The 16,571-nt window shown below is 61.0% G+C and carries 17 protein-coding genes and 2 pseudogenes; 6 read left to right on the plus strand and 13 right to left on the minus strand.

Going from position 1 to position 16,571, the window contains the following annotated elements; all coding sequences use genetic code 11:
* Window positions 1–2: 2 nt before the first annotated feature.
* From RVAN_RS05455 to RVAN_RS05470, 3 genes are all read left to right on the plus strand, one after another.
* The gene (locus RVAN_RS05455; RefSeq protein ID WP_013418761.1) at window positions 3–278 is read left to right on the plus strand and encodes a hypothetical protein; all 276 of its coding nucleotides are present in this window, start codon (window positions 3–5) and stop codon (window positions 276–278) included.
* A 433-nt stretch (window positions 279–711) separates the two neighbouring features.
* Window positions 712–1,038 carry a hypothetical protein gene (locus RVAN_RS05465; RefSeq protein WP_013418762.1) on the plus strand — a complete coding sequence of 109 codons (327 nt, stop codon included), beginning with the start codon at window positions 712–714 and terminating at the stop codon, window positions 1,036–1,038.
* 88 nt (window positions 1,039–1,126) lie between these two features.
* The gene (locus RVAN_RS05470) at window positions 1,127–1,345 is read left to right on the plus strand and encodes a hypothetical protein (protein WP_013418763.1); all 219 of its coding nucleotides are present in this window, start codon (window positions 1,127–1,129) and stop codon (window positions 1,343–1,345) included.
* 336 nt (window positions 1,346–1,681) lie between these two features.
* On the opposite strand, the gene RVAN_RS05475 is transcribed toward RVAN_RS05470, so the two are convergent.
* The 10 genes and pseudogenes from RVAN_RS05475 to RVAN_RS18715 form a co-directional block, all read right to left on the minus strand.
* On the minus strand, window positions 1,682–3,412 hold the full coding sequence (locus tag RVAN_RS05475) for a complex I subunit 5 family protein (protein ID WP_041787294.1): 1,731 nt from the start codon (window positions 3,410–3,412) through the stop codon (window positions 1,682–1,684).
* 8 nt (window positions 3,413–3,420) lie between these two features.
* Window positions 3,421–4,920: a monovalent cation/H+ antiporter subunit D family protein gene (locus RVAN_RS05480; RefSeq protein ID WP_013418765.1), complete on the minus strand. Its 1,500-nt coding sequence runs from the start codon at window positions 4,918–4,920 to the stop codon at window positions 3,421–3,423.
* Window positions 4,921–4,924: 4 nt separating this feature from the next.
* A complete protein-coding gene (locus tag RVAN_RS05485) occupies window positions 4,925–6,376 on the minus strand; it encodes a complex I subunit 5 family protein (RefSeq protein ID WP_013418766.1) in 1,452 nt (483 codons plus the stop codon).
* Between the two features lie 5 nt (window positions 6,377–6,381).
* A complete protein-coding gene (locus RVAN_RS05490) occupies window positions 6,382–6,690 on the minus strand; it encodes a sodium:proton antiporter (protein ID WP_013418767.1) in 309 nt (102 codons plus the stop codon).
* Entirely contained in the window at window positions 6,687–7,694 is a 1,008-nt protein-coding gene (locus RVAN_RS05495) for a hydrogenase subunit MbhD domain-containing protein (RefSeq protein ID WP_013418768.1), read from the minus strand. Before RVAN_RS05495 ends, RVAN_RS05490 begins: the two co-directional genes overlap by 4 nt.
* Window positions 7,682–7,981, minus strand: a complete 300-nt coding sequence (gene mnhG / locus RVAN_RS05500) for a monovalent cation/H(+) antiporter subunit G (RefSeq protein WP_013418769.1) — start codon at window positions 7,979–7,981, stop codon at window positions 7,682–7,684. The genes RVAN_RS05495 and mnhG overlap by 13 nt, the downstream gene beginning before the upstream one ends.
* Window positions 7,968–8,246 carry a monovalent cation/H+ antiporter complex subunit F gene (locus tag RVAN_RS05505; RefSeq protein WP_013418770.1) on the minus strand — a complete coding sequence of 93 codons (279 nt, stop codon included), beginning with the start codon at window positions 8,244–8,246 and terminating at the stop codon, window positions 7,968–7,970. Before RVAN_RS05505 ends, mnhG begins: the two co-directional genes overlap by 14 nt.
* 6 nt (window positions 8,247–8,252) lie before the next feature.
* Window positions 8,253–9,194 (minus strand): universal stress protein, encoded by a 942-nt coding sequence (locus RVAN_RS05510; RefSeq protein ID WP_013418771.1) that lies wholly within the window; start codon window positions 9,192–9,194, stop codon window positions 8,253–8,255.
* A gap of 10 nt (window positions 9,195–9,204) precedes the next feature.
* Window positions 9,205–9,717, minus strand: coding sequence for a Na+/H+ antiporter subunit E (locus RVAN_RS05515; RefSeq protein WP_169309518.1), 513 nt, complete (start codon window positions 9,715–9,717; stop codon window positions 9,205–9,207).
* A gap of 175 nt (window positions 9,718–9,892) precedes the next feature.
* Window positions 9,893–10,866, minus strand: a pseudogene (locus RVAN_RS18715) (IS481 family transposase).
* Window positions 10,867–11,422: 556 nt separating this feature from the next.
* On the opposite strand from RVAN_RS18715, the pseudogene RVAN_RS05535 reads away from it, so the two are divergent.
* A pseudogene (locus RVAN_RS05535) lies at window positions 11,423–12,381 on the plus strand (IS481 family transposase); the annotation flags it as partial.
* Window positions 12,382–12,384: 3 nt separating this feature from the next.
* Here the strand turns inward: RVAN_RS05535 and bluB are convergent.
* The 3 genes from bluB to RVAN_RS05550 form a co-directional block, all read right to left on the minus strand.
* Window positions 12,385–13,038 (minus strand): 5,6-dimethylbenzimidazole synthase, encoded by a 654-nt coding sequence (gene bluB / locus RVAN_RS05540; RefSeq protein ID WP_013418774.1) that lies wholly within the window; start codon window positions 13,036–13,038, stop codon window positions 12,385–12,387.
* Window positions 13,039–13,043: 5 nt separating this feature from the next.
* Entirely contained in the window at window positions 13,044–13,565 is a 522-nt protein-coding gene (locus tag RVAN_RS05545) for a TIGR01244 family sulfur transferase (protein ID WP_013418775.1), read from the minus strand.
* Window positions 13,566–13,695: 130 nt separating this feature from the next.
* Complete coding sequence (locus RVAN_RS05550) at window positions 13,696–14,112, minus strand: TIGR01244 family sulfur transferase (protein WP_013418776.1); 417 nt, start codon at window positions 14,110–14,112, stop codon at window positions 13,696–13,698.
* Window positions 14,113–14,385: 273 nt separating this feature from the next.
* Between RVAN_RS05550 and guaB the strand changes: the two genes are divergently transcribed.
* A complete protein-coding gene (gene guaB, locus RVAN_RS05555) occupies window positions 14,386–15,882 on the plus strand; it encodes an IMP dehydrogenase (protein ID WP_013418777.1) in 1,497 nt (498 codons plus the stop codon).
* Between the two features lie 313 nt (window positions 15,883–16,195).
* The gene (locus tag RVAN_RS05560) at window positions 16,196–16,546 is read left to right on the plus strand and encodes a DMT family protein (protein WP_013418778.1); all 351 of its coding nucleotides are present in this window, start codon (window positions 16,196–16,198) and stop codon (window positions 16,544–16,546) included.
* Window positions 16,547–16,571 lie beyond the last annotated feature (25 nt).

A 16,571-nucleotide genomic window follows, 5' to 3' on the forward strand; every position in this document is an offset into this window, starting at 1 on the left:
CCATGGCCCGCAAGCCCAGTAAAGCGGCCATCGCTGCAGCCGCTCTGAAAGAAGCCCGGTCCTTTATTGCGGCCCGCGATCGCGCCCGCACAAGAGCGGAGGCGCCAGGCGGCGGCGACCCGTTCTTCCGCAATTACGAAATCGCCCAGGGCCATCTGGCGCGCCTGAAGGACCTCGTCGGCGAGAAGCGAGCGCGCGATCTCATCCGAGCCGAGGAGCAAAAAGGCTTCCGCTATGTCTTCGAGGAGAGCAAGACGCCGCCCGCGCGAAAGCGCTAGAGCGGCTGCCAGCGTGATCGTCGAGTTCGACGGGCTGGCGTCTTAACCTCCGTAATGATAGCATGTGAACAATCATATATGTGCTGGGGCGTCCCATGCCGGCTTCCGACCACACAAAGCCTTCCATCATCTGGAAAGGACTGGATAGCGGGGGATATTTCCGGGGCGTGTTCCGTGATGGCGAGCAGCTTCTCCCCATCAGCATCGCTGTTCCAGGAGAGGGCGATCCGCCCCATGCGGGGCCGCTCTTTCAGGTTTTCATTCGAGGCGAGAAGGCAGGGAGCATGCCGAACTTGAAGGGCGCTCAGGCGCTTGCCGAGCTTCATGTGCTCGGTTTTCCGCGATCGCGAAAGTCAACATGCCATCGCCGGTAACTGCGCAGGCGGCAACGCATCAGGCGAGCACGGGACTGAAGAGAGGGAGATGAGGAAACATGGACAGGACATTCGTCTGGCGAGGCATTGATGGTGCTGGTTTTCTCTACGGCACCTGCAGTGAAGGCAGCCGCCGCTTTCGGCTCGATATTGCCCTTCCCGGCCGTGGCGGAAATCCCAAAGGCACCGATCATCGGATCTATGTCGATGGCAACGAAGTCGGCAAGGCATCCTCGATCGAAGGCGCGCAGAAGTTCCTGTCGAACTTCTTCGACAGGGGATTGCATGAGCATCTCGGCCGCGACGAGCCCCGCAAGCGCCGATCGCTCGCCGACACGCTCAAGGCTGCCGCCGGGCTCACAGGCGGCAAGAGCCGGGGCCGATGAGCAATGCGTCCGAGATCGCGCGGCTTCCGAGGCGCTGCCAAAGGTCGTGCCGAAGTCCGGATAGTTGGGCCCAGAACGGAAAGACCCCATGTCACAAGACCGCGTTGTCTATCTGCCCGAGTTTGTCGTCGAAGAGCATCTCGGCCGCAGACTGCCGGAAGCCATCGGGCAGGAGTTCGACTATAACGGCCACCGCTACCGCGTCCGCCAGCGTGACCCGCTGCGCCCGGAAGCGGAGATCCCGTGCGAACTCATCGAACAGCCTCACGAAAGGAAGATGGCACGCTCGAAGTCGCGCCGTCGCTAAGCAGTTCTGGAACGCCAAAAGCCCGTGGTGCTCCACGGCTTGATTCAGGGTTCCTGCCGGGCAGGAACCCTCTGCCTCGCGGCGAGTACGGGTGTGCAAGCGGAAAACGGCTTCGCGGGGAACCGTCTGCAGGAAGCGAAGCGACCGAAGATGGGCGGAAGCCGGTTCGAAGCGACTGACGGACCTTGAATGGTCAATCCTGCAGCCTTTACTGCCGAACAAGCCGCGATGCGTGACTTTGCCTAATACCCGGCATCAGGGCCGGAACTGGACGCCGGGAGCGCTAAGGCCATTACGGCGGAGACTGTCGTCACGGCCGACAGGCGGTTTCCGAGCTTACCGCAACGATGTCCACACGGGTGATGCCATCAGGCTCGCGGCCAGGATGATGAGGATCACGAGTTGCGCCGCCACGCGCCAGCGTGTAAGTCTGGCCTCGGTCCGGCCTAAAGCGGCGCTCGCTGCTTCCGCGAGGACGGGAACGCGTGCGGACAAACGCTGAAATGCAAGTTTTTGCGATGAAATGACGGCCAGCTGCTGCCGCCATGCGCGGCACAGCGCCTCAAGGCCGCTCTCAACCCAGATCAGATTATCTCCCGCCGGTATTGAGGGCGCGCCCCGGAACAGACCCCACCGCAACACGATCAGAGCGATAGCGGCACTCGCAAGCACCGGCCATAGAGTGTCCATGATGGCTTTCATATCCAATAACGGCATCTGCGGGACGAACCACCAGGCCGAGAACGCGACGCTGACAAGTGCGAGAAACCATGGCCATGCAAGCGCCCATGCCGGCGATGCACTCTGCGCGTCGGGCACGGGCCGCACGAGATAAAGCAGCCGCGCCATGAGGATTGCCGTAGCGAGCGAACTCACGGGGATCAGCACGTGCAGCGCGGCTTCCCATGGTTCAGGCGCCTGAAGGAACTGCGCCTTCATTTGCGATTTGGCCAGCATGCCGCTGGTGAAGGGAGCGCCCGCCAGCGAGAGCGCCGGAAGCCACAGGGCAATCCACGCCCATCGCCACCGCATTCGGAAGTCATTGTCGGCAAATCCCAGGCCGAGAAACAGCGTGCCCTTGCTCAGTCCATGGTTCACTGCATAGAACACGACGGCTGGAAGGAGCAGTGCCCATGCGGACGGCGCGATCAGGCCGACCCCGATAGCGGCGCTCATGATGCCCATCTGGCTCATGCTGGAATAGGCGAGCACCGTCTTGGGATTGCGCTGGAAAAGGCCGACTGCCACGCCATAGAACGCAGTAACCAGGCCCAATATAAGAAACACCGACGCCGCGACGGGGAATGCATTCTCGCCCAGCGGCAGCAAATGGACCCAGCCCAGGAGACCCGCATTGATCATCGCGCCCGCCAGAACGGCGCTGGCAGGAATTGGCGCGGATGTATACGCCAGAGGCATCCATACATGCAGGCCAAGCAGCCCGGCCTTGATGCCGAAGCCGACCAACGCCAGCGCGATCACCAGCGGACCTGTTTCCGCCGTCCCGAGGCTGTCACGTATTGCGGCGAAGGAGGTGCTCCCGGCAGTCTTTGCGGCAAGCAGCAGGGCCACGAGTATCATCGCTTCGCCGAGCACGACCAGCAAGATATACACGCGCCCGGCCCTGAAAGCGGCGGCGTTGCTGTCGAATATGACCAGCCCGTAAGCGGCGAAGCTCATCAAGGCGAAGCCGAGATAGAAACTGAGCCCGTCGAGCGATATGACGAGCAAAAGGTTTCCAGCCATCGTCAGCAAGAATAGGGCGTAGAAGCACGGCTGGCGATCCGACTGGCCGAAATAGCCGCGCGCGAAAACGCCTGCTAGCAGCCACAACAGCGCGGTAGATAGCAGGAACGACTGCCCCGTGGCGTCGAGGCCAAGTTCGCTGCCCAGCAACAGGAAAGACATGCGCACTTCGCCCTGCCCCGCCAGAAAGCCTGCCGCCAGTGCGGGTAGAGCGCCCCACGGAGCGAGCGTTAGCGCCAGCGGGGTCGTCGCCCGAAACGCGAACAGGCAAGTGCACAGTAGCGGCCACAGCACACCAGCCAAAAGCAGATTGTCTGACATTGTAGAGTTCATTGCCCCAGAAACTCCCGCTGCGCGATCAGGCGAACCCACTCCAACGGGCTATAAGGCGCCGCCGCCAACAATCCGAATGCCAATGCGAGCACCCCCGTCGCGATCAAAGGCAACAGGAGCGCCCAGCCCTTCTTCGTGCGCGTGAGATTTTGTTCGCGAGGCCACTCCGGCGACGGCGCGGCGAACCAGGCGCGATTCAGGATCGGCAGGAAATAGGCCGCGTTGAGCAAGGTGCTGCCAACCAGCACCAGGATCACCCAGCCCTGTTGAGCTTCGAGCGCTCCAAGACCGAGATACCACTTGGTTATGAAGCCGGCGACCGGTGGCGCGCCTATCATGCCGAAAGCGCCAATCGTGAACGCCGCCATGGTCCACGGCATCCGGCCGCCGATGCCGTTCATTTCGCTTACTTTGTGGACCCCGAGGGTCTGTGCGAAGCTGCCTGCGCAGAAAAACAGCGTTATCTTCATGACGCCCTGATTCACAAGATGCACGAGCCCGCCGATGGTGGCGATGGGGCTGGCGATGGCCACGCCGAGGATTATGTAGGCAACCTGACTGACCGTCGAATAGGCAAGCCGACGTTTGAGGTCGTCCTGAAAAAGCGCGCGCAACGAGCCGTAGATTATGGTGACCGCCGCCAGCCAGGCGAGAGGGCTAAGAACGCCCAAACTCGCTGCAAACTGGACGCCGAAAACCTCGTACACCACGAGGACGATGCCAAATGCGCCCGCCTTCACCACCGCGACGGCGTGCAACAGAGCGCTCACAGGCGCTGGCGCGACCATGGCTTCGGGCAGCCAGCCATGCAAGGGCACCAGCGCCGCCTTGACGCCAAGTCCCGCTATCAGCAACACGAAGATGGTCACGAGCGTCGTGTCATGAAGCGGCGAGAGATGCTGGACGAACCCCTGCGATACGAAGTCCAGCGTGCCCGTCAGCGTGTAAAGCCAGATCGTGCCGAGCAGCAGTAACGCGCCGCCGGACATCGTGTAAGCGAGGTAAATTTTTCCCGCGTGCCTTGCGGCCTCCGTCCCGCGATGAACGAGCAGAGGATAGGTCGCCAAGGTCAGCAACTCGTAAAAGAGCACGAAGGTAATGAGGTTGCCCGATAGCGCGACGCCGACTGTGGCTGTCACGCACAGGCTGAAGAAGCCGAAGAACCGGCTGCGATGCGGCTCACCTTCCAGATAGCCGATGGCATAGATGGTAGTGAAGAACCATAACACCGTCGACAGAGTAACGAAAAGCAGTGCGAGTGGGCTTGCGCTCAAAACCAGATCCAACCCCGGCAGGAATGGAACTCGCGTCTCGAATTGACGCTCGTTATACACCCCCCAAAGCATCAGGCCGACCAGCGACAATTTAAACAGGGCACCGAACATATTGAGCGTGGTACGCAGGCCCACACGATTCTCAGGCAAGCCGAAGATAATCAGCCCGGGAAGCAACGAGCTCGCGATGACCAGCGGAGGAACCCATGAATCCAAGGTCATGGCGTCATCCTCCGCCCTTGAAGAGATGCCCCGTTCCGACCAGCTCCAAAAGCGGCAATGCCAGGAAGCCCATCAGAATGGCGCCGGAAGCAAGCAGCATCGCAGCCCACTCCATCGTCGCGGGCACGGTTGCCACTTCGCCCGGCTCCTCGCCCCTGGTGAAAGCGTGGCCCAACACCTTGAAGACATACCCCGCAGCCAACACCCCGCCGATTATGATCACCACGACATAAGCCCAAAGCGCCTGAGACACCGCCGCCTGCAACAGCAGCCATTTGCCGATGAAGCCGCCGCTCGGTGGAAGCCCCATGATGCTGACGCCCGCCAGCGCAAACGCGCCGACACTGAGCGGCAGGCGCTGCACCACGCGATCGAGATCGGCGATGCGGTCGTGACCGCCGACCTTCATCAGATTGCCGGCGGCAAGAAACATCGCTGCCTTGGCAAGGGCATGGGAAAGGATCAGGCAGGCTAGAGCGTTCCACGCGGTCACGCCTGCGGCGGCGGCCAGCGGAAAGGCGAGGAACATGTAACCGATCTGAGCGACGGTTGAGTAGGCGATCAGCAGCTTCAGCCGCTCTTGACGTAGTGCTTGCGCCGATCCCCACAGGATCGCCCCGGCCCCAAGCACGCCGAAAACTACGGCGAGGCCGCCGGATATCCCTGATATCATCTCCAGCCAGAGCCGCACTATTACGTAGAGGGAGGCCTTTACCACCAGCGCCGACAAAAGTGCGCTCACAGGTGCTGGCGCGCTGGCATGCGCTGGGGGCAACCAGAAATGCAGCGGAAAAAGCGCAGTCTTCAACATCAGCCCGGCGATAAGAAGGCCGAAAGCTGCCCACGTAACGGGTGATGACGCCACGCGCTCGGAAAGAAGGGCGATATCGACGGTGCCGTAGCTATGATAAAGCAGCGCCACGCCCGAGAGATAGACGAGCGATCCAAGCAGCGCGGCCAGCAAATAGCGCATGGCCCCGGTCAAGGCTTCGCGATCGCCTTGCAACGCAGTCAAAGCGACTGCAGGCAACCCGATCAGTTCCAGCGAGACGTAAATGTTGAACAGGTCGCCGGAAAGGAAAAGCGCGCTCAGCGCCGTGAGCAGAAAATGCCATTGCGGCCAAAACCGCGCGGCATACGCGCCCTTGAAATAAGCGCTGGCGTAAAGGGTGATGCCCGCACCTACCACCGCCGTGGTGCCCAGCATGAGCAAGCTCAATCCGTCGGCGTATAGATCGATACCGAGCGGCGCGCCCCAGCCGCCTACCGGATAACGGGTGCTGCCACGGTCGACAAGCTGCCAGCCGAGCCCTATTACCGCCAGCGCATAGGCTAGCGACAGCGAAAGCCCCAACGTCCGTGCAAAACTCGGCAGCAGGAAGCTGGCGATGGCAGCCGCCAGCGGTAACACTATGAGCAGGGGCGCCCAGGGAACCTGAGAAACAATCGCATCCATGCGCCTCAGCCCCCATCCCGAGCGGGCGGTTCGGCTCGTTCGGAGGAGGCGTACACCCTCAGCATCAGGCTGAGCGCGAGGGCGGTGTTCGAAACCGCGACGACGATTCCGGTAATCACCATGGCTTGCGGCACAGGGTCGGTCGGAACGTCAAGTCCTCGCCTTCCCAGCGCGACGAAAAGTAGAAAGATGCCGCTGCCCATCACGTTGATCGCCAGGATCTTGCGCAACAAATGGCGGCGAACGATCAGCGCGTGAAACCCGAGGCAGAATAAGCCCACGCCTGACAGCGCATAAAGGAACGCAAGGCTCATTGCTTTTGCTCGTCAGCCGGATCGGCGCCCAGGAAAAAGCCTACCAGCGTCGCGCCGATGGAGACCGAAGCGAATATCTCGATGACCAGGATCAACATGCCGGCGTTTGCTGGTGGGTATTCCAGCAGCGAGCGGCCACCCGCCATGACCAGCACGGCGACAGCGAGGAAGACGACGACGCCCATCACGAGTGCAATGCGAAACGGCGCTTTGGCGAGGTGGCGCGGCAGTTGCCAACCCGACAGCAATAACAAGATGCTTGCCGCTCCCAGAACAGCTCCGGCCTGGAACGCCCCGCCGGGCGCACCCGTACCGACCCAAAGCAGATATCCCGCGACAACAATCGACACGGGCGTCAGCGAGCGGGTCAGGATGTCGAGCACGGAGTCCGGCGCCCGCTCGAAATTCGCGGTTCGCAATCCGCCTAGCGACCATGCGCCAAGCAGCGCCGATAACAGCACCACAAGTTCCAGCAGGGTGTCATAGCCACGAAAGTTGAGCAAAACGCCCGTGACCGGATGTTCAACGCCGCTGCTTTCCATCCGACCGGCGACTTCAGGATGCAGGCCCGACGCCTGCGGGGGAAGCGACAGCACGACATAACCGAGGCCTATGGCGAGCGCCGACACAAGCAACAGCGGCACATACTTCCCGAGCAGCGTCTCGGGTTCACCCGGCGGGCGATTGCCATTGCCTCGTTGCGTGACATCGCTGCTTGAGCCGCCGCCAGTCCCGCTTGCAACCGACACGCCGGGACCGCTCAGCCGCGACAGAGCCGACATCAGCAGTGTTCCCGTGATGCCGGCGCCGATCGTGGCCTCAGCCAGTCCAACGTCCGGTGCATTGAGCCTTACCCAGGCGATGGCCATGAAGACGCCGAAGATGACAAACAGCGCACAGGCCTTGAAAAGGTCGAAAGAGGCCAAGGCTTGCCAGGCGAGCAATAGCAGACTGACAGCAAGCACCCCATCGAAGGCCCAGTTCACCAGCGTCACCGCCTCCATGGACTGATCCCTCTGCGCAATGCGGCTCTCGCCACCAAATGGGCTACGCAGGCCCCGGACATCAGCACCAGCAGCCAGATAGCCAGGAGTTTTGCGGCGATAGCCCAGGATACCGCCTGGATCGCCAGACCGGAGACGATCAGCCCCAAACCGACATTGTCAGCCTTGGTCAAGGCATGCAGCCGGGTGTAAACGTCGGGAAAACGCAGTAGGCCGACTGTACCGGCGAAAAAAAAGCCGCCGCCGAAAATGAGAAGCGCAGCCGAGAGGTAATCAAACACGGTCATTCTCATCCTCCGTGCCGGACCATGCCATGCGGACAAACGCGACTGCCGTCATCGCGGCCAAAAGGGCGAAAACAAGTGCGATGTCAAAGAGTGCCGGTGCCGATCCCGATGCGGCGAGCAAGATCAATATCGCCACCGCGTGAGTACCGAACAGTTGCGCGGCAAGCATGCGATCGGCTGCGGTCGGTCCTTGAAATACGCGCCACATCCCTGCCCCGAGATTCAGCAACAGGAAGAACGCTAGGGAATCGTAAAGTGCCTGCATATCTGATCAATTTTCCAGCGCGACCGGCGTCTCGAAACCCGGCGGCTTTATCGCGAGGACCGAGCAATCGACTTGCTCGAGAACGCTTTCAGCCGTATTGCCCATGATGAACCCGCGAATCCCGGTGCGCGCCACCGTGCCCATGACGATGCAGTCGATCCTGAGCCGTTCGGCAAGCTCGGGTATCTCCTTGCTCGCCGCTCCTTTTGGCGTATGCACCGTGAGATGCAGCGCTGGATTCGCGTCGAAGCCCTTCAGAAAGGTGTCCAGCAATCGAGCATGACGTTCCCGGATGTGCTCGACGAAATCATCGACCTGACCTTCCGGCGTCTTCAGCAAATTGCTGTCGCGCAGGGAGCTTTCTTCCGCGACCTGCCAGGCATGCACCACTTGCAGTTCCGCGGCCTCCGATAGGGCAAGAGAGACGGCCAGTTCCATGACCCGCACATTGAGAGCATGCCGTGTTGCCAGTTCGGACGAGGGATAGTCATCGTCGACGTCGACCGCTGCAAGGATGCGTTTGGCGGCACTGGATGCTTCATCAGGTTTTATGAGCCATACAGGGCAAGGACATTCACGCAACAAGGATATATCCTCGCTGGAGAGCAGCCGGTCGACCCAGCCGGGCGAATTGTGGCATTTGATGACGAGATCATGCCGGCTGCGCAACACCTCGCGAATCACCTCCAGAAAGGCGATCCCCTTCAGTAATTTCGTCTCGATATCAAGGCCGTCGCGATGCGGTTGAATGAGGCGCGCCAGCCGCTTTTCGCGCTCGTCCACCATCGTCGCCAGCACATCCTGCAAGACGCGGCCCGAACGGGGCATCACATCCACGACGGTCAAGCTCGCCTTGTTGTTCTCGGCCAATTTCACCGCCCGCTGCAGCGCCGTGTCACTGCCCTTTTCTTGGTCCGCCACGCAGAGAATCTTCTTGAAGCCTTTCATCGGAAGCCCTTCATCGGTCGCTGTCTACTTGCAGGCGCAGAGAAGCACCGCCCATTTGTATTACCCTCCACTCCAGATTCTTGAGTTCGGCCATAGGATTGCTATCGCCATCCAGAACGTGGACCTTCAACACCTCCCCTTCCAGATCAACACTTAGCGTGCCAGGCAGCAAACATGCACTATTGGCTAGGATCACTCGTAGCAAACCCGGAGGCACGCGAAGCGGAAATTCGATGACCTCCGGTGAGATGGGCAGACGTGGATCGATGGCTCGAAGCGCCACATCGGTGCCGCCCCGGAGCGATTGCCAAACGAAGAATGCAGCGAAGCTGAAGACTCCCTTCAGGGACCATGAAGACGACGATAACATCGACGCACTCGTCAGCGTCGCTACCAACACTATTGGGGCGCCCACCAGCCATGAAGCAACGTCGCCGCCAGTCATGATCCACCAAAGGAGTGCAAAGAAGGGGGCGCGCACAAGAACGGCGCGTTTATCGATAGTCGCAATAATTTTCGACACGTTACTCACTCTGCGCATACGTTGAGTTGCAGCATGTGACAGGCTCGCAAGGTCAACGCCCATCGCCGGTCAGCGACCGTCATCCTTAAAACACAAGCCGCCGCCAGTGTTCCCGGCGGCGGCGCATATCGGCTATAATCGTCTGACAAATTGCAATATTCATTGCAGGTTAATCCTAGCTGTTCAGTTCCATGCTGTGATGGTCTGGCTTTCGGGTGAAGAGGTCTGGCTTTTCCTCGCTGAGTTTCCGGATAGCCTCGAAGGGTGTTCGGAAGCGTAAGGCCCTGAGTTGCTTGGCAAAGTTATAGGCCGACAGCCAGTCCCGGACGTGACGGCGGAGATCGTCGATCGAGCCATAATGGAAGGTTCTCGTCGTCCCGTCCTTGATGGTTCGCACCATGCGTTCGGCCTGACCGTTCGTCCAGGGATGGTAGGGTGAGCCGGTGTTCGATGCCATGCTCGTCGCAGACCCTGCCGAAGACGTGAGCGACGAAGTCGCCGGACCTGTCGCGCTGGACGAACTGTACGCCGAACCTGAGCGCTTGTGCTCAGGATAAACCTTCGCTCCTGTGAGCACAGTGTGCACCTTGTAGGGAACGGCCGCGACGAGCACCTTGAGGAAGGCTGCAGCCGCGAGCCTGGTCGCCTTGCGATAGATGCGGGCGAACACGAGCTTCGAGGTGCGGTCGACGGCGACGAACAGGAAGCCCTTGCCGCCTTCGTAGCGAAGCTCGGCGATGTCGATGTGGAAGTAACCGATATCGTAGGCCCTGAATTGCTTCGGGTTTTCACGATTCGGCCTTGGGCAGCCGCGAGATGCCGTGGCGCTGCAGACAGCGGTGCAGCGAAGAGCGCGTCAGATGCGGGATGACGTCTTTCAGGGCCACGAAGACATCGTCGAGCGGCAGCCTCGCCTGCACACGCAGGGCGACGATCGCAGCCTCTTTCATCGGCGACAACACCGTGCTGCGGCGTTCCTTCGGCCCCATCGGCCGATCTTCGACGGAACTGCACGCACGCCACTTTCTTACGGTCTTCTCGTTGAGCCCGCAGCGCCTTGCGAGTTCCGCGACCGGAGCTTCCCGATCCCTGTAGTTCCGCTCGAACGGCGTGCGTACTCCTGGCGCCACCCGTGGAGAACCGGCGCATAGTTCCTCCCGCTGTGATGGCGTTACCGATACATTACAAGCCGAGACTGAATAGCTAGGCACACCATCATGATCGCCCCCTTCCTTGCTCCCTGTCGGTCACGTGTTCGAGCCTATGCAATGTGGCTCCGCGCGCAACCTTCGCGAACGCCTCTGCTTCGTGCAGGGTGACGGGCTTGACGATATAGCTGTCGCCTTGCCGGAGCACGATTGCTGGTCGGCCATCCTTCAGCGTCCTGCGTCCGCGATAGACGAACGGGCCGCGATCGCCGGCGAAAAGAGACGAGGGCCGGAAAGCCGCGGCTGCGCGACGGTGAGTTCTGAACGGCGGCCAACAGCCGTCTGTCCACCTGTCGTCGACTACGGCCGTGAAGAGCAGCAGCGGGTGGCTGAAGAGGTCGAAGGGCTACCGAAGGGCAGCGTTATCGTTGAATGGCTTGCAGATTATGCTGTCCTAAGGAGGCAGGTGCGGGGTGTGGGGCAATGTTCACCTCACTTAGATGTTTAATCCCAGATTTTGATGGTGCATTATTCTCCCTCGGCTGGAAGGATGCGCTATGGGACAAATTCTTCATGGGAGCGCCACAACGACTGAGGCGGTCCGTCGAGCGATACAGCATAGTCAAGAGAGCTTGAGGGCCCTGGCCAAGCGCTACGGCATCAACACGAAGACGGTCTCGAAATGGAAGAAGCGCTCATCCGTCGCCGATGTGCCGACTGGACCGAAAGAGCCGAAATCCACGGTTCTGTCGGTCGAGGAAGAGGCGATAATCGTCGCCTTCCGCAAGCATACGCTCTTGCCGCTCGACGATTGCCTCTATGCGCTACAGGCGACGATACCGCATCTGACTCGCTCGTCGCTGCATCGCTGTCTTCAACGCCACGGTATTTCTCGGCTGCCGGACGTCGAAGGCGACAAGCCCGCCAGGAAGAAGTTCAAGTCCTATCCGATCGGCTATTTTCATGTCGACATAGCCGAAGTGCAGACGGCCGAAGGCAAGCTCTATCTCTACGTCGCCATTGACCGCACGAGCAAATTCGCCTTCGTGCAACTCGTCAAAAAGACCGGCAGGACGTCCGCTTCAGCCTTCCTCGTCGCCCTGATAGAGGCAGTTCCCTACAAGATTCACACGGTGCTCACCGACAACGGCATCCAGTTCACGTTTCCGCCGCGTTATGCGATGGACCAACGGCCAGATACATGACGCACATGTTTGACATGCGATGCAGCGAGAACGGCATTGAGCACCGCCTCACCAAGGTCAAGCATCCCTGGACAAACGGCCAGGTCGAGCGAATGAACCGGACGATCAAGGAGGCGACGGTCAAACGCTATCACTACGACCGTCACGAGCAGCTCGAAACCCATCTATCGGACTTCATCAACGCCTATAACTTTGCTCGCCGACTAAAGACCCTCAAAGGCCTCACGCCTTATGAGTTCATCTGTAAATGCTGGACGAATGAGCCGGAAAGATTCAAGATCGATCCAATCCATCAAATGCCGGGACTAAACAGCTTAGCGCCGAATGACGACGGTGGCCGGGTCGCTGCGGCGTTCCCAATTCACGCGCTCAAGTTCGGGTGTGCTCGCCTCTTCCAGCGGGTAGCCGATGCAGAAATAGCCGATGAACTGCCAGTGCGGCGGCACGTCGAGGTCGCGCGCCACGCGGACGGGATCGAGGATCGACACCCATCCCATGCCGATGCCTTCGGCGCGCGCGGCGAGCCACAGCGTATGCATCGCGCTGACGACCGAATACGCGACCGTTTCCGGCATGGTGCGACGTCCCACGGTGCGGCCCTTCCCCGGGTCCGGCTCGGCGAAGGCGGCGAGTTGCACGGGGGCCTCGCGAATGCCCTCAAGCTTCAGCGAGGCATAAAGCGACGCGCTTTGGCCCGTGTAGGACGACAGCGCCTCAGCGTTCGCGTCCTCGAAGTTGGCGGCGATCAGCCTGCGCTTCTCGGCGCTTTCCACGAGTACGAAGCGCCACGGCTCGCTGAGGCCGACGGACGGCGCAAGACAGGCGAGGCGCAACAGGCGCTCCACCGCGCCATCGGGGAGCGGGTCGGTCCGGAAGCGCCGCACATCGCGCCGCCACACAATGAGATCCTCAAGCGCTGAGCGAAAGCCCTCGTCGAAAACCGGAGGCGCGCCCTTTTCCGCCCGCATGTCCCTCACTTCTCCAGACGCGTCAGGATCGGGCTGACGTCGTAGCCCGCTTCAGCCGCCGTTTGCACGATGTCCTGAGCGGAACGCTTCCCAGCCTGGGAAAGGGACCAAAGGAGCGTGGCGCGTGTGCCGGAACGGCAGAAAGCCAGCGTCTTGCCTTTGCTTTCATCGAGCGCCTTGCCGAAAGCCGCTGCGTCCGCATCCGTGATCGCGCTCGGGCTTGTGATGGGGATATGGATGGCCGTCATGCCGTTTGCCTCGGCGGCCTTCTTTATTTCGGCGAATGTCGGTTGATCGGGGGCCTCGCCATCGGGCCGGTTCGAGATGATGGTGGTAATGCCTTGCGCGGCGTAGGCCGGGATGTCGTCCAGGCGGATTTGCGGCGCGACGGAGAGTGTCTTCGTTAGCGGTCTCGCGGGGATGGAAGCGCTCTTCTCCGCGACGAAATGAATGTCGGACGGACGCGCCAGGTCGGGCGGAGTTGCGGTCGTAAGCAGATAGATCCCTAAACAGGCCTCACAGATCACGGCGTACCTCCCTTTGCGATGCGGTCAGCTTTATATAGCGCTCTTTCAGGACGCAGCCACCGCGCAAAAGGCGGCCATCTGGCGCGGATCGGGGCCGAAGCCCCGTCTCTGTGCCCCCGCTTCTCGGAACCTACTTTTCGAGGCGCTGATAGACCGGGCTGATGTCGTATCCGGCGCGCATGGCCGTCAGCGCGATCTGCTGCGCGGGAATTTTGCCCGCCTGCGAGAGCGACCATATGAAAGTACTTCGCGTGCCGGAGCGACAGAAAGCGAGCACGGGTTTCTCCGCCTCGGCCAGTTCCTTTTCAAAGATCTCGGCATCGGCGTCGCTGATCGCGTTGGCCGCGCGGATCGGGTGATAGATCGTCTTGATGCCGTTCTCCTGGGCGATTTTGTCGATTTCGCCGAAGGTCGGCTGACCGGGCGACTCGTTGTCCGGGCGGTTGCAGATGATCGTCTTTATCCCTTTCGACGCGATTTCGGGAATATCCGACGGCTCGATCTGGCCCGCGACGTCGAGATCATCCGTGAGCTTGTGGAGTTCCATGCAACTTTTTTCCTTTCATCCATCGGATTTACAGTCATAACGAAAACATATGCTCTGTCTTGGCCGATCTCAACCGTCTTGAAGCCGTCCAAAGACGAATATCGGTGATCGCGAATTGATGCGTTGCGCCTTCTTGCGACAGCGGTCGCGATGGCCTTGGGAAATGACAGGCGCCGCTCCATTTTACAGAATGCCGCGGGGATGCTAAACCGCAGGAAATTCCACGCAAAACGGCAGCGCCGGATCTGATCCCCGGCGCGCAAGGATTCATAGATGGCCATTATCCGGCAGAAGACGGGGCTTACCTTCGACGACGTGCTTTTGCGTCCCGGACATTCCGAGGTGCTGCCCTCCGAGACGGACGTCACGACTTTCCTCACGCCCACAATCAAGCTCACCATCCCGATCATCTCTTCCGCCATGGATACCGTGACCGAGGGGCCGCTCGCCATCGCAATGGCGCAGGCCGGCGGCATCGGCGTTATCCACCGAAATCTCAAGCCGGAAGAACAGGCGCAGCATATCCGCCAGGTGAAGAAGTTCGAGAGCGGCATGGTGGTGAACCCCGTCACCATCGAGCCGACCGCCACGCTGAAGGACGCGCTCGAACTGATGAAGGCGCACGGCATTTCCGGCATTCCGGTGGTCGAAGGCGTCGCGAACGGCAATGGCGCGCCCGAAGGCAAACTCGTCGGCATCCTCACCAACCGCGACGTGCGCTTCGCGAGCAACCCCTCGCAGCCCATCCACGAGCTGATGACGAAGGAAGACCTCATCACGGTGAGGGACGGCATACCGCGCGATGAGGCGAAGCTCCTGCTTCATAAATACCGCATCGAAAAGCTGATCGTTGTCGACGACAAATACCGCTGCATCGGCCTCATCACGGTGAAGGACATCGAGAAGGCCGAGCGCTACCCCTACGCCAGCAAGGACGAGCAGGGCCGTCTTCGCGTGGCGGCAGCGTCATCGGTCGGCGAAGACGGCTTCGCGCGGAGCGAAATCCTCATCGACGCTGGCGTGGACGTGCTTGTGATCGACACGGCGCACGGCCATTCCCAGCGCGTGCTCGACGCCGTGGCGCGCATCAAGAAGCAGACGAACTCGGTGCAGATCATCGCGGGCAACGTCGCAACGGCGGAAGGCACCAAGGCGCTGATCGACGCGGGCGCGGACGCGGTGAAGATTGGCATCGGGCCCGGCTCGATCTGCACGACCCGCATCGTGGCAGGCGTCGGCGTGCCGCAGCTCACCGCGCTGATGGAAGCCGCCGAGGCGGCCGACAAGCACGGCATCCCGGTGATCGCGGACGGCGGCATCAAATATTCCGGCGACATCGCGAAGGCGCTCGCCTCGGGCGCATCGTCGGTGATGATCGGCTCGCTGCTCGCGGGCACGGATGAAAGCCCCGGCGAGGTCTATCTCTATCAGGGCCGCTCCTACAAGGCGTATCGCGGCATGGGCTCGCTCGGCGCGATGGCGCGCGGCTCGGCGGACCGTTACTTCCAGGCGGAAGTGAGCGACACGCTGAAGCTCGTGCCGGAAGGCATCGAGGGGCAAGTGCCCTACAAGGGGCCGGTCGGAAGCGTGCTGCATCAACTCGTCGGCGGGCTTCGCGCGGCGATGGGCTACACCGGCACGCGCACGATCAAGGATCTCCACGAGAAGGCGGAGTTCATTCCGATCACCAATGCGGGCCTGCGCGAGAGCCACACGCACGACGTGACGATCACGCGCGAGTCGCCGAACTACCCGATCGGCAACCACTAAGCGCGCCGAACATGCGATGGCGTAGGTCGACGCCATCGCATCGTTAAGCGCGTAAGCTCATCGACCCCAAGCGGAGTCCGCTATCTCGGCGGACTTTTAACGCGCGCCGTCGAGGAACTCTCGCAAGCGCCCCACGGTTTACTTGAGCATGAGCATATCGCAAAATCTGCGTCCCATTCGGCTCCTGCTCGGGATCGACCGCCTTCGAATCGACTTATGACTTGATGCGGCGCCGCGCTGGCCTTACGCGCGGCGACCAGGAAAGGCGTGCGCATCGCCAGGCGAGGCTGCGCAAAAGAAAAGGACAATACGGATGGTCTCTGCGAATATCCTGCCTGTTCTTCTGCTCCTCGCCTCCAACGTCTTCATGACTTTCGCCTGGTATGGTCACCTTAAATTTACCGACCGGCCGCTCTGGATCGTGATCCTGGTGAGTTGGTCCATCGCATTTTTCGAGTATTGCCTCGCGGTTCCAGCAAATCGTATCGGAAGCACGGTCTATTCCGGCGCGGAACTGAAGGCGATGCAGGAAGTCATCACGCTGATCGTCTTCGCAGTGTTCGCGATCACCTATCTCGGCGAACGGTTCACGATCAATCACGTCATCGGGTTCAGCTTTATCGCTCTCGGCGCCTTCTTCGTTTTCAAAGCTCCTATCTCGTAAGACGCGCACGATGTGCATAAATTTT

It is taken from the genome of Rhodomicrobium vannielii ATCC 17100 (assembly GCF_000166055.1).
Taxonomy (GTDB): Bacteria; Pseudomonadota; Alphaproteobacteria; order Rhizobiales; family Rhodomicrobiaceae; genus Rhodomicrobium; species Rhodomicrobium vannielii.

Coding starts and splice junctions, on each gene's coding strand:
- RVAN_RS05455 (WP_013418761.1), top strand. CDS start 3: ATGGCCCGCAAGCCCAGTAAAGCGGCCATCGCTGCAGCCGCTCTGAAA.
- RVAN_RS05465 (WP_013418762.1), top strand. CDS start 712: ATGGACAGGACATTCGTCTGGCGAGGCATTGATGGTGCTGGTTTTCTC.
- RVAN_RS05470 (WP_013418763.1), top strand. CDS start 1,127: ATGTCACAAGACCGCGTTGTCTATCTGCCCGAGTTTGTCGTCGAAGAG.
- RVAN_RS05475 (WP_041787294.1), bottom strand. CDS start 3,412: ATGTCAGACAATCTGCTTTTGGCTGGTGTGCTGTGGCCGCTACTGTGC.
- RVAN_RS05480 (WP_013418765.1), bottom strand. CDS start 4,920: ATGACCTTGGATTCATGGGTTCCTCCGCTGGTCATCGCGAGCTCGTTG.
- RVAN_RS05485 (WP_013418766.1), bottom strand. CDS start 6,376: ATGGATGCGATTGTTTCTCAGGTTCCCTGGGCGCCCCTGCTCATAGTG.
- RVAN_RS05490 (WP_013418767.1), bottom strand. CDS start 6,690: ATGAGCCTTGCGTTCCTTTATGCGCTGTCAGGCGTGGGCTTATTCTGC.
- RVAN_RS05495 (WP_013418768.1), bottom strand. CDS start 7,694: ATGGAGGCGGTGACGCTGGTGAACTGGGCCTTCGATGGGGTGCTTGCT.
- mnhG (WP_013418769.1), bottom strand. CDS start 7,981: ATGACCGTGTTTGATTACCTCTCGGCTGCGCTTCTCATTTTCGGCGGC.
- RVAN_RS05505 (WP_013418770.1), bottom strand. CDS start 8,246: ATGCAGGCACTTTACGATTCCCTAGCGTTCTTCCTGTTGCTGAATCTC.
- RVAN_RS05510 (WP_013418771.1), bottom strand. CDS start 9,194: ATGAAAGGCTTCAAGAAGATTCTCTGCGTGGCGGACCAAGAAAAGGGC.
- bluB (WP_013418774.1), bottom strand. CDS start 13,038: ATGCGGGCGGAAAAGGGCGCGCCTCCGGTTTTCGACGAGGGCTTTCGC.
- RVAN_RS05550 (WP_013418776.1), bottom strand. CDS start 14,112: ATGGAACTCCACAAGCTCACGGATGATCTCGACGTCGCGGGCCAGATC.
- guaB (WP_013418777.1), top strand. CDS start 14,386: ATGGCCATTATCCGGCAGAAGACGGGGCTTACCTTCGACGACGTGCTT.
- RVAN_RS05560 (WP_013418778.1), top strand. CDS start 16,196: ATGGTCTCTGCGAATATCCTGCCTGTTCTTCTGCTCCTCGCCTCCAAC.